We start from the raw sequence: 16,327 nt of genomic DNA on the forward strand, positions 1-16,327 counted from the left end.
TTTTTCACTTCCCCCCCTCCAGTTTTCGTCATTCGCCAGTGCGGGCGCACTGACATATAATGACACGATCACCCATCGAACGTTCAGGCCCGTCCATGCCGCTAATTCATCACCTTAGATCCTACGCCAAAGCCTTCGAGAAGCACTTTCATCAACACGATGACAAGGTGCAACTGGCCTATATACATTCCGGCTGCTGCATCATCGCCACTCGTAGCGACAGCACTCTCGCCGTCAGTGGTCAGCTGCTCTGGATACCAAGCGGCGTCGAGCATCGTCTCGAGGTGCTAAAAAACACTCGGATCAGCGTGCTATACACCCAAGCTGAAGAACTGCCAAGCTTCAGCGACACCATGTGCACGCTCACCGTCGACGGCCTATTTGTGCAGCTAATGCGCTATATTAACGAGGCCAAGATCGATAACAACGATGAGATCCCCGCACACTATTTGGCGGTAGTGAAAGACCAGCTAAGCCAGCAGACAGTCAAGGATGATGGCTGCAAAGCGACCGGTGAGGTCGACAGACGCCTGCTGCCGGTTATTCAGCGCCTCACCTTAGAGCCCGACATCAAGCTGTCACTCGAGGATTTTGCCGAGAGCTGTGGTGCCTCGGCAAGGACGCTGAATCGATTATTTCAAAAATGCTTCGGCCAGCCCTTCCGCAACCTACGACAGCAGATCGTGATGGAGAAGGCACAACAACTCAACCGACAGGGTATCGCGCATACCGAGATTGCCCTCGATCTTGGTTACAACAGCCTCTCTGCCTTCTCCACCGCCTTCAATAAGTTCCTGCGCGGGCAGAGCGCTCACTAGCTCACCCTCGAGCAGTTGGCGCGAAGGCGCAATCAGCTGTCGCCTCGACCAAAGCTGCAAAGAGTTAATCCAAGTAAAATAACGGCATGTTCAACAAGGGAGGGTTTATCATGCCTTTATTTCAACTCGTGGCAATCAGCCTATTGATGGCAAGCAGCTATTTCTTCGCCTCAGACATGTACGCCCCCAGCCTGCCACACATGGCCAGCGCACTACATGTTTCCGGCGGCACCGTGCAGCAAACCGTCAGCATCTTCTTCATCTTTGTCGCCATCAGCCAGCTGTGCTGTGGCCCATTGTCAGAGCGCTACGGCCGTCGCCCCATCGCTATCTTTGGCAGCCTACTGTTCGCCCTGGGCTCGCTAATCTGCACCAGCAGCCAAGATATTAACGTGCTTATTCTGGGACGTTTGGTGCAAGGTGTCGGCGTCGGCGCGCTCTATCTACTGTGCCGCACACTGCTGCAAGATTCGCTGACGAAGGAGCAGCTCATCGGCATCATGTCGTGGTTTGGCATTCTCTTTTTAACCCTACCCGGCCTAACACCAACGATTGGTGGTGTACTACAGAGTCATTTCGGCTGGCAGGCAAACTTCTGGTTTATGCTCGGCTTGGCGACGACAATCTTCCTGGTGGTCTTGCTGTTTCTACGCGAAACAAATCAGCAGAAAAATGTGCACGCCGTCAAGCTGAAGAACATTGCACAAGACTATTGGATGATCGCTTCCAACGGTGCCTTCTTGCGCTACCTGTTGCTGATGATCGTCTCAAACGGCGGCATTATCGTCTTCTATCTGATGGGCGCCTTTATCGCCCAGCAAGATTACGCCATTGCCGCGCACAGCTTTGGTTTCACCTCGCTGGTGCTGATCGGCAGCACCATCAGTGCACGGTTGGTGTTTAACAACCTGCTAAAGCAGCGCTTCAGCGAAAGACAGCTGTTACTGGCGGCAAGCATCATCATGGCCATCGGTAGCCTCGGCTTGGTCGGTAACCTGGGCATCGGCAGCTTTGCCCTGATGCTAACCAGTGTCGCCGTCTATTGCTTCGGTGCCGGTCTCACCACCAGCATGGCCGCCGTCAGTGCGCTCTACCTGTTTCCTCAACACAAGGGACAGACCGGTGCAATCTACGGTTCGCTACAGATGGGCGGGATGTTTTTACTCACGCTGCTGGTGAGTCATATCGCCAACACCGAGCTCGCCATGGCCTGCGTGTTCGTGATGATGGCGACACTAAGCCTCACCCTACAATGGCGTCGACGAGAAAAAGCAAAACTCGTTAACGGCAGCCGTTGGTAACCCGTCGCACGATGGTTGAGTGGAGATACCGCTCAACCATCATACGCCCCTGCACACGATCAGCCGACACGATGTTACTTCTGTAGCTGTTTCGCGCGATCGATTATTTGCTCGGCAGTCTTCCCCGCCAGCGCCTTCCTAACCTCTTCGTTCACCAAGAATTGCTCTGGGCTGCTGAGGCCATCGATGGCACCTGAGGATTCTAAGTTTCTCAGCACAACATCCATCGCCGCGAAAAACTCTTTCCCCTTATTCTCAGGCAGCTCATAGCGCATCTTCAACACAGAAGCCTTGTAGTTAGACAGCGATGAAAGATCAATTACTCTTGCCTCCCCGGGGGTCTTAGCCTGCTCGATTATCTGCAGGCCAGTCTTCCCCGCCAACTGCTCCTTTACCGTCTTATTACTGAGAAAGGAAACCTTATCCTCCCAGTCAAAGTCTTCCTCAGTAAGCGCAATTTTCCAAATCGCGCCCTCCAGGGATTGCTCAAATTCAAGCTTTTCATCTTCCGACAATCTCGCGCTGATATCGACAACGGACTGCTCGTAGCGACTCCACGAAGAGAGATCGATAACTGGCGCAGGAGCCTTCTGCTGCATCCCGCTATCGACTGATTCGCGGACGTTGCTAACCGTCACGTCATGTGCAGCACTGGCAACGCTATCACCAGCCACCCGACTATCAGCAGTGCTGCAGCCCGCCAACATCGCCACCAATAAAATGACTTTACTCAACGTTGAAATTTTCATTTACACACCCCGAGGAAATAACCAACGTATCGTTCTATATCAGAAAACTCTAGTTACCATGACCGTGTATCGCCCCCTCTTACAGACAGATCAAAGTTCTCCCGCCTGCAATCCCCCCTTACTCGCTATCTGCCAGAGCAAATTCCATTCATGTTATCGGCACGCCAGCACACGGTGCGCCTCTGGGAAGAAAACTTCAAATAAACTCAGTGACTGCTGTGGCCAACAAAAACGCGAATAGCGCCCGTACAACGGCCGACCGGCGGCCAACTCAGCGTACTGCTCCGGCAGTTGATCGACAGTATAAAACTGCAGTGGACTGCGCTGTATCGACGGCTCGACAAACAGCAGCTTTTCTCCCAGCGAGCCCCCACGCAGATGGCAGAAGCGATCGATCGTCTGCCGCTGCTGCGAGCGCAGGCGGGAGTAAGCCCAGATCAGCACTCGATCGTCACTCAGCAACAAGCTCTCACGAAAATAACGCTGGCCTGGCCGCTGCCCCTCAGCCAGCGGACGAATAATGATGTCGTCACAGCGCGCCCTTAACAACTGCGTCAGCGAGCCCGCTTGCTGCATGGTCACGGGGGCGACATCCCCCACTCGCTGCAGTTGCATCAGTATTGCTCCAACGGCTGCGCGGTAATCATCGTCGCCTTACCGAAACCCTGCAGCCACAACACCGCGGCGACAACGACGGCCAGCAATGCCAAGCCCATGAACAACCAGCCCGTAGGCAAGCTAGACTGTAGCTTCAGCACCACCGCACTCAGCGCCTGCCCCAGGAAGTAAGCCATCACGAAGCCGCTGACCATACGCGCACGCTGTGCCGCGCTACAGGAGGAGATCACCAGATGGCTGAGCGTCGGCAATAACAGCCCGAAGGCGACGCCGGCAAAGGCAATCGTCACATAGACGCCCCACAACAAAGAAGTTAGAAACAAGAACAGCAGTGCAATAGCAAAGCAGGTAAAGCACACCACCATCAAACAACGATCACCAAACTTCGCCAAACCATGTCGAAAGAGGTAGGCCACCAGCGCCGATAACACGCTCATCACCCCCATTAACATGCCAGTGTGCGCGCTATCAAAGGCCAACCGAGCATGCAGCGTAAACGGCAGCTCAATGAGAATAATGTAATAGAGCAACATGCCCAACAGCGACAGAAAATAAAACGGCAGCATGCGCCTAATATCACGCAAGCGAAGACGCGACTGAGTCGTTAGCGACAGCTGACGAGGGTTGCTGATACCCTTGAACGACAACAGCAACACCAACAGTGCCAGCAGATAGATCGCAAATGGCAGGCGCCAGTGCTGCGCCGCCAACGCACCACCGATGGTGACGAAGATAATGCCCCCCAGGTTCACCGCCACGCCCTGCAGGGAGAGAAAGTGCGTGCGCGCACGCCCCTCGAAATAGTCACCAATTAAGTGATTAATCACCGTCATACAGAGGGCGATACCGACACCGAAGAGCAGACGGAAGGCCAGCAGCACGTTCAGAGAGTCGCACCACAGCCCGCTACTGCCCGCCAAGCCATAGATCAGCAAGCCCAACAGCAGCGTCGCCCTCTCCCCCAGCAACTGCATCAGCCGCCCGACAAACGGCGCACAGATAACCACCGCGAGTGCGGGCAGCGTCATCAATAGCGAGACGGCAAAGGGATCGTGAAAAACCCGATTCAACTCGGCCAACGATGGCCCGATGGCGGCGTTGGCCATCACCAACAGGCTGCTGCCCAACAGCAGACAGAGACGCGTTAAGCCGCTAACCTTAGCACTGCTCATGACCGCCTCCCCCTCTGTTCAGCAGTAACAACAGCCCGGCACGGGGTTATGGCAGCAATGTATTCATGCAGCAATGTATTCAACGGCAATGCGCTCAACGGCAACGTTCTCAACGGCAACGTTCTCAACGACAAGGTATTTTTCAATCTTTACTCTCCTGCTAAGCCTATAGCCGCTATTGTGCGAGCTTTGCCAGCTGCGCAGTAGTTGTAAAATCACAACGCTGCGTTGCAGCAAACGTATTCGAGCTGCGAATATAGGGCCGCTCAGTTGCCACAGCGCTGCCGCTGGCCGAGTGCCAGACAATGGCTTAACATAGTGTTCATCCTCCACAATAGAGCGCCGTTATGGATTGGAATCTCAACGACCTTCCACTGTTTGTCGCCGTCGCCGAGCAGCAGAGCATCTCTCAGGCTGCACTCCGGCTGAACATGCAGAAATCCAGCGTCAGCCGCGCCATGACACGGCTCGAAGACCGCCTGGGGCGCCGCTTGCTCGAGCGCAACAGTCGCCACCTTCGGCTCACTACTGACGGCCAGCAGCTCTACCAACAGTTACAGCCGCTACTGGCGAGTATCGACGCCGTTGGCGCAGAGCTGGGGCAGCAGGCGCTCAGCGGTGAGTTGCATCTTGCGGTGACACTGGCCTTCTCCCGCGAGGTGATGGCGCCCCGCCTAGCCGATTTCAGCGCACGCTACCCCGATATACGTCTGCGCCTCAGCGTGATGGCACAGACCCCTAAACTGTTTGAGGATAAACTCGATCTGGCAATCCAGCTGGGGCCACTGGCCCCCTCAGGCTTCTATGCCAAGCGCCTCGCCCATATACAGCTCTGCTGGATGTGTTCAACAGACTATTTAGCCGCTCACCCGCAACTGGCGCACGGCGACTGGCCAGAGCTGCAGCAACACGTGCAGTTTTATCACGACCAGCAAAACTACCCATCCAGCTTCCGCCTACAGACGGCTGAAGGTGAAGAGCGCCCCGTGACATTCCCACAGGCCAACCAGTTAGAAGACGTGTTGATGGTGCGCGACGCCGTCGCCATGGGGGCCGGCGTCGGGCTGCTCCCGGACATCTACTGCCAGCCGCTCGTGGCGACAGGGCAGCTTACCCAGATAGCGCCACAGCTCGTGGTCAGCCCCGATGTGGATATCTACGCCGTCTACGCCAGTAAGGCCGCACTGTCACCACGGCTGCGCGCCATGCTAACCTTCATGGAAGAGATTACCCAACAATACCTGCAGAAGTAGCTCGGCAGCACGCTACGACCACGGCGAGGGAAAAGAAAAAGAAAAAGCTATGACACTACTCACTAGGGCAGCGTTACGGGGGTTATTCACAGGTAGAGGCGGTCACGGCTCGTAAACCTAATGTACTGAGAATTAAAGCTATAACCAATGATAACGAGGCCAGTGCTAACGCCGAGCTCAAGCCGCTGACAAAGTGGTCGGATGAGACACCGCCAACAATTAGCCCCATGGTGGCCACTCCGAGTAGACCGCCGACTTGCCTTGAAGCGTTGAGCACCCCCGATGCAACACCGATATAGTCGGAGTCAACAGAATTAATCATCGCGTTGGTCATCGCGGGCACCATCAAACCGATGCCGATGCCCGCCGCTACGAACTGCAACAAAATATAGCTGAAGTTGCCACTACCCATGAAGGGAATAATGCACAGGTAACCACCGGTAGCAATAATTCCACCGATGAACAACACCGAGCGATAACCCAGATTAACAATCATTTTTGCCGACATTAAGTTGGCGATCATGATCGCCCCCGTCATCGGCAAGAACGCTAAGCCGGTCTCCAGCGCACTATAATTCCACGCATATTGAAAGAACAGACTAAAGAGAAATATCAAACCATAAAAAGAGAAGTTAACCAACACGCCGATCAAGGCTGAAGATGTAAAATGACTATTAGAAAACAACCCCAGTGGCAGCATCGGATCACTATGACGTTTCTCAACGATGATAAATAAAATCAAACTAACGATGCCGATGACAAGACCCGCGAGTACTTCCGGCGACAACCAGCCCGACTCATTCGCCTGAATAATAACAATGGTAAAACCACCAAGGGTTAATGCATTGAGCACTAGACCGGCCACATCGATCACGCGCTTTTTACTCGGAAGTGTATTTACGGTATAAAAGTAGGCTAGAGCAACACCGACGATAGCGATCGGCATATTAACGAAGAAAATAGCTCGCCAGTTAATCAGCGATATCAGTAAACCACCGAACACTGGTCCCAACGCTAACGCCATACCGCCGGCGGCGGCCCATAAGCTAATTGCTTTGGTTCTCTCATCCTTGTCGGTAAAAGTGTGATTGATAATAGCCAGCGATGTGGGCACCACCAACGCCGCGCCAATGCCTTGTAAGAAGCGAAAAACAACCAGAGTGGGCAGGTCGTTGGCCAGGCCACAGAACAGCGAGGCAACGGCGAACAAGATAAAGCCCAAAATGAAAATGCGCTTGGGGCCATAACGATCACTCAGCGCCCCTGAGGTCAGCAGAAAGGCGGCGAAAGTTAACGTATAACCATTAACGACCCACTCAAGGGTAGATAGCGTACCCTGAAAGTCACTGTGCAGTTTCTCTAGCGCAACATTCACCACACTCACATCCAGTATGACAATAATAAAAGCCAGGCAGGATGCCAACAGCGCTAAATTTTTCCTTAATTTCGATTGCATAGGAACTGCCTCCATGAAGCAACAGCTTCATATTTTTATCATGATCGACAACATCACGCTGTCATTAGCTAGCCAGCCTTCTGTTTCATATATGTCACCTCGGAGGCAGCTCAACAGCGTTTTTCCGTTCTTTGAGTAGTAAGACCACAAGTCGATCGAGCAGCTTTGTCGCGATAAAAGAATCGGGAACCACATGATTGCGAATAAAATAAAAGCATGTACTATCCTTGATAACAGATACTTTTTACCACCGTAATGGCCCTGGTATCGACTGCGGATCTAGGTCCTGGAAGGTACAACGTGAGTGACAACCAGTGTATTTCCCGTCGGCTCACTTTGCATCAGATAAAATGTGCTTTCAACATTTCTTAACCTCCCTATCAACTCCATGCCCTCTGCTACATTAGTACTTTACAGTTATTGCAATTGCACGTTATCTTCCTGTAACAATTGCTTACTTAACAAAGCATTTAAACTGTCAACGCCAAGCTTGATCATATCGTCGCCTCTCAGCATAACCCGCTGATAAAACCCGCCCAATCAGGCGCTTTCCTTCGACGAAATATTATTATTTTTTAACTATGCCGATCACTACAATGACAGCAACAAGAATAAAATCACTGAATTACTTCTACGACAGGGCTCACAACCATGTTAAAAAGCCAGTATATTTAGAATAAATATCGCAGGATAATTAAGGAAGAAAAGAAGAGACAGCGAACCTACCATCAGCGCAGGCTCACCGTCATTCAGTCAGCAGTGCAATCACTTACCGCCGGCAATATCGATAAACGAGCCGGTTACGTATGAGGCCTCATCAGACAACAGCCAGGCGATGGCCGATGCCACCTCTCGAGCAGTGCCGCCACGCTGCAGTGGGATCAACGGGGCTAAGCGCTCGACACGGCCGGCCTCCCCGCCATCCGCATGCATCTCGGTAGCAATAAAGCCCGGACGAACCGCGTTGACACGAATATTTCTTGCCGCCAGCTCCAGCGATAAGCCCTTGGTCAGCGAATCCATTGCCCCCTTAGAGGCCGCATAGTCGACGTACTCATTCGGCGAACCGGTGCGCGATGCCGCCGATGATACGTTGACAATAGCGCCACCGTCGTCCATGCGCCTGATAGCTTCTCTACTGCACAAGAAGCAGCTCGACACATTCGTCGTGAGTACCTTATTAAAGCGTTCGAGGGTGAGATCAGCGAGCGTGGACTGGGTAAAAAGAATGCCGGCATTATTGACCAGGTGGGTTATCTTGCCCAGCTGTTGCTCAGCATGATCAAACAGCGCAACCACCTGCTGTTCATCAGTAACGTCGGCGGCAAAGCAGCATGCTCGGCCACCTTTAGACTGAATGGCAGAGACCACTGCCTCCGCCTCCTGGCGGCGCTGACGGTAATTAACACACACGGCGTAGCCCTGCTCAGCCAATAATATCGATGTGGCAGCGCCGATACCACGGCCACCACCGGTAACAATGACAACTTTATTCACTGATCTCTCTCCTTTACTTGCCGTCCAGCTAGATTAACAAATTTTCGTCAACCGCACTATACCGCTTGATAAGGGAGAGATAAGCTAACAGTTTATCTTGTCACTTACTTTTTAAAGATAACCTAAATCGTGATGTCCATTGTTTCAGCGCTTGTTCCATCAAGTCTTTATACTTAACACTATTATTCTTCATCCTAGCTGCAGCAAACAGTTCAATAGCGCTCTTCCAGCTTGACACACCATCTTTTAAAGTAGTTAACCGCTTTATAATAGCGACACGATTAGCACCGTTAATCTTAGCACCGCGACCGTCATTATCTTCTTGTAGGTAACTCCTTTCATATTCGTCTATAGCAGCATTGATATTATCACAAATGGCATCGGCATTCGAAGACTGCAGCATTCCACTTTCCCTGTTCATATTTCTAGCCTCCGAATAGTGAGGTTTGAGAGCATCACATAGGTTCTTAAATTCATTATTCTGATTTCCATTCAAGCCCATTTGACCTACAGAATCTTTCAGACCTTCATAGGATTTTAATGCATTATTAAAATTGGCTTCAACGATAGGATCTATAGCACGATCCCATAGATTAATAGCCTCAGCATATTTCCGACGAATATTACGATCATCATTTTTAGAGTTAATGTAAACGATCAGAGGCGATATAAACAGACTAGCAGTCTGATCAGTTTTATTAGCAATATAATCGTCATACAATGCTTTCAAACCATCATTTTCAAGTTCCGACTGATCTATAGCCGTCATAATTTTTTTCTTTGTTGCGGACAGTTGTACAACATTATCTTTGCTTAGGTTTTGTATTGCTTGTAGGGTTTCAAGGCATTGCTTACGATGCTTGAGCAGCGTATCACAGTCATTGCCGTACTTCTCTATCAGCCCATAACACGCTAGATCATTAAGCTTAACTTGCAATCCTTTGATATCAAGATCAACAAGATCTATTGCACTCTTAATTGCCGAGCTGGTCGGGCACTGATCTATCTTAAGTAGGTTTTTATAGTGTACCGACCTCGGCTGCAGACGGTAGTATTTGAACCAGCCACCACCTTGCTTATCACTATAGCCTTCAACAGCACTCGTCAAGGAACTCTTTTTCTTCTCGTTATCGACGTTATGGATATTGACTGATTCTATTTTAACGTCTTTATTTTCATTATCTTTATCTAATAAGTTACGTCCTATTGCTAGATTCGTCAAATAGGTGGCGTAGAGCGGATTCGGTGCAATATCCTCCGCGTAGAGGGCATACTTTTTCATTCTCAGTTTAATCAAAGTATTCACACTATGCTCGACCAGCTTGGAGGCGCTGCTGATGTGTGACAATACTCGCCTTGACTGCTGAAGAGTCGATTTTTTTTCATTGAGCCCGTCATCTTTTCCACCAAAAATGCTAAACAAATATTTTTCATGAAGGATGTTTTTATAGAGGTAATCAAACGTATCCTTGAGCGCCCCAATTGTTTTGCTACAGAGATAATATTGTTCCAACGCTAGATCTTGTTGACCCTCAACAAACGTTACGAATTCTTCTTTGGTATACGTTCCTCCAGAGTTAATGACAATCGGTGACGATTGTTTATCGGAACCAAGAACGCTTATCGCGCCATCAATCCCGTCATCGCACATTGCCAATTTATCCAACGTATTTACATCCTCAATCTCTTTAAGGCCTCCGAGGTTTATATAATAATACTCCTCTGGCTTACTAGCACCACCACTTTCACTAACGACGGCACGACTCTTTTTTATATAACGCTTATGCTCTATGAGCAGGCCATAATATTCCCAGCACCTCTTTTTGTCCTGTAAATCTTCCGCCAATAGAGCCTTGTTGTGCTCCTGCTCCGTCGCCACAATCTCAAGCGCTGTATTCAATGCGTTAGAAGTAGAGGCCAATATGCCACTCACTACATCGCATGAATGCTCGACACTATTACGGCGCATTTTCCGGTTCCAGCTCTCACTGGAGCACGCTAAGGCGTTACCGAGCTCTTTTTCTAAATCCATGGTATAACTCCTTTCTTATCTTTAGAGGAAACGCACTCAATTAATGAGCGCGGAGGGTGGCGAATTTTCTGCCCTACAGTAGAAGAGGGGCAGCATAATTAGCTTGGCGGTGCCGGCTGTGCCGCCAATACATCAAGCAATAGCATCAGCAATTGATCAACAACCTTGCTCGGCAGTGCAAACAACAAGCACAAGAGATTAACGTTGTTGTCGGAGAACAAGACATTACAAGGCCAGCTTGTAATAACGACATCGGGAAACCTGCAATGCCTCAGCAGTTTAATCAGATTTTTCAGTACGTCTGAGGCTAGGTCAATCGAGCGCTGCAGTAACGTAACAAGCGATATTAGCGCCTTGCCGACAAAGCTCTCGAGATAATTAATCAAAGTGGCGATAGATAGCTTAGCAGGGAGGTTGGCAAAGGGGTTGTCCTGTTGCAACTGCTGACCAAACTGCGTATAACTTGCTTGAAATTCGTCACCATATTTATCTTTCCAATAACGCCAGGGGTCGCCTTTTAATAGATCGACCACAATCTCTGCAACCTCTTCATCTTCAATAATATTATCAAAATAGCCCGCTTGATCTAACATGGTGATGGCAAAATTCAACCACTGTTTCGTGGTGTTTGAGGATTCGATCGCCCCTGCAATCTGTTGCTGCATATCTTCTGCTTGCGCGTTAAAATCACTGAGAGCAGTATCAACAGTATCGTGACCAGTATCGCCATCAGTACCACGCTCATTAAGCCCACGATTATCACCATGAATATCAGACAAAGCATCCTTTTTAGCGCCATCGGTATCTTCTTTATTATTTTTATTTTCTTTATTATTGGCATCTTCTTTATTATTGGCATTGTTATTAACAGCTTCATTATGATTGTTATTCGTTTGCTGTGTGCTTGCTTTTTGAGCATCGTTAGGCCCTTTCATTACCACGAGCTCTCCATCATCCCTAATATCTGCCGCTCTAAACATAGCCTCAATATCAAACTCATCCAGCATCTTATAATTGACTGGAAGCTGTTTAAGGTAGCTAAGCACTGCTTCTATTTTTTCAACAAAACCAATCGCCCCCTCCTCACCCAAATAACAATTGACCGAATCGGGCAAAAAACGTTCTATCTCAGTTGAGAAACGCTGCAAGAAGAACTTTAATAGCAGCACATATGAGCTTAAATCAACACCCTCGGTATCTAACTTGCCGAGGGTTTCAACGGTGTAATGCCGGAAAATTTCCGGACAAGACATCGCCATAAGATAGCTATTAACCTCATCTCGCGAGTGATAAAGCTGGTCAAAAAGTGACTCGACACTATCGACATCCCGAAAATCAACCAGAAGTAAAAGCCCCTCGATAACATCATCGGGTAGCTTTAACAGTATCGCATCAACGGCAGCCGGCAATTGAGCGACAAGCTCTGCTGCTGCCCCAGTCAGCATGTTAGACGCTGTATTGGCCAGCATCAATACCCAGCTGCTCACCAAGTCTTTTAGTGATTCTGGCGAAACAGACTCTTCCTTAAAGCTGTATTTTTCACTGTCCGCCTTCACTGTTCGCTCAATACTACGGTAGCACTCCGTCGCTTTCTTTGCCTCTGATGCCAATGATTGCAGCCGCTCATTATCGGTGCCTTCAAGCTGACTGACACTCCTCTCGATCTTATCAAGCGTGCTATTTTTTTCATCTTCGTCTTCGTCCTCCTGACCCTCCGCCATCGCCACATCGATCGCCACATCGCTGACCTCTTGTAGCGACTTGACTGCGCGCTGATAGGCATCACGCGTAGCGCCGCCAAAGCGAGCAGCCAAGAGTTCAACCAACAGCTCATCAACACAATGACTGAGCTGGGCAATCTTAAGCGCCTTACTACTCTTGATCGCCTCGGCGTCGTCGAAGTTAAGCCCACTAAAATCGAGCGCTTGCTTAATATTTTCTTGCAGTTGACCTACATCTTTTAAGCCAACGGCTTCGATAACTTCTCTCAAGGCATCAAACAAAGCGTCAATATAAGCAGCGTCTTCTGTCGAAAAATCAATAGACTCTAATGCCGCCACATCAATTTCAACACGACTGTAATCTCTGTATAAAGCGAGTGACTTAAACCTATCAATAATGGCAACAACACTGCGCATCAACTCCTCATCTGGAAAATAATTGTTCAGAAAATCCTTTAAAACCAGTGCTTTTTCTCCAACAAGCACGTCGACCACCGACAGCTTCGCCTCCAGTCCGCGCGCATCATGTAAAATATCATCCCAGGCTTCTGGCACAATACTCAGTAACCTCATTAAAAAATCATTATCAGCCATACAACCCCCTCGCCCACGCCCTCATATAGATTTCAGAGATGACTTACCCCTGCCGCCTAAAGACAGCAAAGTTAAGCGACCGAATCAAATAGGTGTGTTATTAACTCAACTTTCAAGATAGCCTTGCAACGACCGACACGTGCTGCAAGGCTAATTTACAGCATTCGATGATGCTTTAACTTACCCGTTTTATGTAATACAAGGCGTAGAAGGGCGGTCGATTTTCATGGGCTTCGCTCCCCCCCTCCTCAACGATACTAATACCAGTAACATTATGATTCACATGATTATGCCCATCTGACCTACCATCACCACCGGTATCACAGCTGTGCGTATCCGAGTTCCAGACTTCGTATGGTTTGTATGTCAGATGATGATGACCTGGATCGTTAACACCGTGTGTATGCTTTGGCATTTCACTCGTCTTAAGCTCGATCGCCTCCCTCCCCCCTTCACTATCTAACGAATAATCATCAGCTGCACTGTAATCATTTTCCGCGCCAACGATAAAACGACCTCTAAGGTCAGGCGTGCCATGCTCGCCATTGCAAAACCTAAAGCCTGTCGGGATGTCACTCTCATAACCGTGCCACATGATGACGGCACCAATAGGGACACCGAGAACCTGACCATACTCATCGTGAATACGCTCCTCAACAACAAGGCTTTTCTTGATGTTAAGCTGACCATTTGACGAAAATAAATCGCCATTAATTTCGACGTTATTGTCTGTTTTCAGGTTACTGATCAGGTTAAGTGTGCCATCTGCCGCAGATAATCTGCCGTTAATTTCGACATCTTGCTCCGCTGCCAACTTACTGGTCAAGTTGAGTATGCCGCCACTCGAAGACAGGGCACCACTGACCTGCAGGTCTCCGCTGACCTCTAGGTCACTGCTTTTTTCGCCGGCACCTGAGCCAATGCATACTTTGCCATTCCCTGCCAATAGCGCTAAATCATTAGTCGTCTTTAATACTGGCATAGTCAGCGAAGAGTCCGCGTAACCGCTTAGATTCATTATCTCAATTCTTAACGGGCAGTGACCAGGTTGATCGTTTATAGGAATGTCGTCGATTGAAAGCTGGATAGAGCCACCTTTTGGCAGCGTAAAGGGCTTAGTAACCTTCCACTCAAAAGTTATAGCTAATTCAGATTTCCCCGTGTACTCAAAATCATAGTAAAGATTATCAACATTCGTTACTTTAGCCTGCTTAGCTGAAGGAAGGCCGCTAGAGTTCGCCAGAGAATGCTTATCACCATGGCCATAAGGTAGGTGTATCTTAATAACTACTGCATTATATTTTTTATCGTCATACTTCTCATCAGTATTAAAAGTTAAGTCACCAGCCGTTTTATTCAATAGTGTAATAACAATTGAGGAATTTCCACTGCATACCAATCCTCTCGGGGCATCATAGTAAACCCCTAAAGGTTGCTTCTTCTCAGCAGCATCTATTTCAGCATTAAATACTTTCGCTCGAGTATCAACTTCCTTATCCAACTCAGAGGTAAATTCAAAAAGCATAGCCAAAATATTTCCTATATTACTATCGTTAGGATCTGCTTCAATAGTGTACCTCGTATTTTGCTTACACAATTTATCGTAGTTTTTTTTCAGAGTTTCATCTGCCACAGAGATTTTCCCGATATCTTCCAGCAATCTAGATTCAATCAGATCAACCTTTTTGTTCGCATCTATTACACTTCTATTTATATTCTCAATATAAGGATTGTTACTCGATAAGTTAAGGATATCGACCTGCTTAAGCCTATCGCCTTTTATTTCACCGCCACCATCAAACTTCATCCCCTTATAGAAGAAGGCCATCTTAGTACTGCGGGCACCGAGTGCGCTATCTGCAGACTCATACCTTAAGGTAAACGATAGCGTCTCACTTGCCGCTAACACTGTCTCCTGCTTCGACAAAAAATAGAACGCCCAACCGCCATCCTCAGGGCATGGCTCTAACGATGATACATGCCAGTTGTCCATATTCTCATTATCAATAACAATCTCAGGTATATCATTAGACATAACAAAGGTGCCGTAACGAAATCGCAGCTGTAAATGGTAGTTATCCGGGCCAGCAACTAAATTTTCCGGCTCTACTGTTTCATCAAAAGCAAAGGGGTAAAATACGATATCAATGCTATTTTTATTTTCAAAAACAATACCATGTTGCTGCGTATGATCGGCCTCTATATAGAGCTTATTGTAGACCTTACTTTGCAACGTTGAAACAACGCCCTTATTCGTCGTAACGATATTAACATCTAGTGGACTGGCATCTTTTGACGTCATCAACACCGGCGGTAAATTACTATAGTAATCTTGGTAGGCCTGCTGATCGTTCAATAAACAAGGGTACATATGCTGCTGAGCTAAACGAATTTTTCCCTGCGAAACACGATAAGTGAAGTCGTTGGATTGCTCATTCAATTTCAACCAACTTCCCGAGGGTTCATCGATTTCAACCCACGGATTTAACTCCCCCTCCTTGGCGCCCTCGCCTCTCGGTATGTCTCCTCTAGCCCAGCGTGTCGCCTTAAAAACACGCGGCTTCACATCATCCCCAATAGTCACCATGCCCGTCCAAAGTGCTGATTCATAGAAGGGGTTTATCAAGTCATACATTACAACAATGCTGCCCTGCTCATAAACTCTATTAAATCGCCAATTATCAGGTATATAAAGTGAGCCGACCTTCTTACCATCAAGGTATAGCTCAGCACTACTAGCACTTTTCCTCAGCAGAATATGATGCCACCGCCCAACATCAAGCATCGCCTGCTGCTTTTCCCAGAGAAGCGAGAGTCGGCCATATCCGTCACATGAGAAACCTTCCTCACCCAGAAAACTAAAAGCACTACCGACCTCTGTCCGCTTAACCCATACGCTTGCCGTGAACCCTTGCTCGCTCATGGTTGTGGAGCGCTCTGCCGATGCCGCATGAGTTACATCAGCTAACGATAACTCTGAACCACCACCTATTAACTCTGCACATTGCTTAAATCGCTCATCAGCTACGACGCTCAAGCCTGTCAATTGGTCACTTGAATTAAGCGGGTAGATCTCAACATCATTTACGCTGCTCATTGCTTCACCTTTCACTATT

12 protein-coding genes are annotated in these 16,327 nt (G+C 48.7%); 3 read left to right on the plus strand and 9 right to left on the minus strand.

All coding sequences use genetic code 11. From position 1 onward, the window contains the following. Positions 1-59: 59 nt before the first annotated feature. Positions 60-818 (plus strand): helix-turn-helix domain-containing protein, encoded by a 759-nt coding sequence (locus tag EDC56_RS10860; RefSeq protein ID WP_211333650.1) that lies wholly within the window; start codon positions 60-62, stop codon positions 816-818. 110 nt (positions 819-928) lie between these two features. Further along, the gene (locus EDC56_RS10865) at positions 929-2,119 is read left to right on the plus strand and encodes a multidrug effflux MFS transporter (protein WP_123712894.1); all 1,191 of its coding nucleotides are present in this window, start codon (positions 929-931) and stop codon (positions 2,117-2,119) included. Between the two features lie 74 nt (positions 2,120-2,193). Here EDC56_RS10865 and EDC56_RS10870 read toward each other — a convergent pair whose 3' ends face one another. From EDC56_RS10870 to EDC56_RS10885, 4 genes are all read right to left on the minus strand, one after another. Then, positions 2,194-2,868 (minus strand): hypothetical protein, encoded by a 675-nt coding sequence (locus EDC56_RS10870; RefSeq protein ID WP_123712528.1) that lies wholly within the window; start codon positions 2,866-2,868, stop codon positions 2,194-2,196. Between the two features lie 153 nt (positions 2,869-3,021). Further along, positions 3,022-3,483: a chorismate--pyruvate lyase family protein gene (locus tag EDC56_RS10875; RefSeq protein WP_123712529.1), complete on the minus strand. Its 462-nt coding sequence runs from the start codon at positions 3,481-3,483 to the stop codon at positions 3,022-3,024. Next, positions 3,483-4,658, minus strand: coding sequence for an MFS transporter (locus EDC56_RS10880; RefSeq protein WP_123712530.1), 1,176 nt, complete (start codon positions 4,656-4,658; stop codon positions 3,483-3,485). Before EDC56_RS10880 ends, EDC56_RS10875 begins: the two co-directional genes overlap by 1 nt. A gap of 63 nt (positions 4,659-4,721) precedes the next feature. Next, entirely contained in the window at positions 4,722-4,991 is a 270-nt protein-coding gene (locus tag EDC56_RS10885; RefSeq protein WP_123712531.1) for a hypothetical protein, read from the minus strand. A gap of 14 nt (positions 4,992-5,005) precedes the next feature. On the opposite strand from EDC56_RS10885, the gene EDC56_RS10890 reads away from it, so the two are divergent. After that, the gene (locus EDC56_RS10890) at positions 5,006-5,911 is read left to right on the plus strand and encodes a LysR family transcriptional regulator (RefSeq protein ID WP_123712532.1); all 906 of its coding nucleotides are present in this window, start codon (positions 5,006-5,008) and stop codon (positions 5,909-5,911) included. 82 nt (positions 5,912-5,993) lie between these two features. Here EDC56_RS10890 and EDC56_RS10895 read toward each other — a convergent pair whose 3' ends face one another. The 5 genes from EDC56_RS10895 to EDC56_RS10915 all read right to left on the minus strand — a co-directional run bounded on the left by EDC56_RS10895 (position 5,994) and on the right by EDC56_RS10915 (position 16,308). After that, a complete protein-coding gene (locus EDC56_RS10895; protein WP_211333651.1) occupies positions 5,994-7,367 on the minus strand; it encodes an MFS transporter in 1,374 nt (457 codons plus the stop codon). A gap of 765 nt (positions 7,368-8,132) precedes the next feature. Then, positions 8,133-8,864, minus strand: a complete 732-nt coding sequence (locus tag EDC56_RS10900) for a glucose 1-dehydrogenase (RefSeq protein ID WP_123712534.1) — start codon at positions 8,862-8,864, stop codon at positions 8,133-8,135. A gap of 100 nt (positions 8,865-8,964) precedes the next feature. Next, positions 8,965-10,896, minus strand: a complete 1,932-nt coding sequence (locus tag EDC56_RS10905) for a hypothetical protein (RefSeq protein WP_123712535.1) — start codon at positions 10,894-10,896, stop codon at positions 8,965-8,967. 98 nt (positions 10,897-10,994) lie between these two features. Then, complete coding sequence (locus EDC56_RS10910) at positions 10,995-13,211, minus strand: hypothetical protein (RefSeq protein ID WP_148059384.1); 2,217 nt, start codon at positions 13,209-13,211, stop codon at positions 10,995-10,997. A gap of 175 nt (positions 13,212-13,386) precedes the next feature. Next, positions 13,387-16,308, minus strand: coding sequence for a LamG-like jellyroll fold domain-containing protein (locus EDC56_RS10915; RefSeq protein ID WP_123712537.1), 2,922 nt, complete (start codon positions 16,306-16,308; stop codon positions 13,387-13,389). Positions 16,309-16,327 lie beyond the last annotated feature (19 nt).

Origin of the sequence: Sinobacterium caligoides (genome assembly GCF_003752585.1) — a bacterium.
Taxonomy (GTDB): Bacteria; Pseudomonadota; Gammaproteobacteria; order Pseudomonadales; family Sinobacteriaceae; genus Sinobacterium; species Sinobacterium caligoides.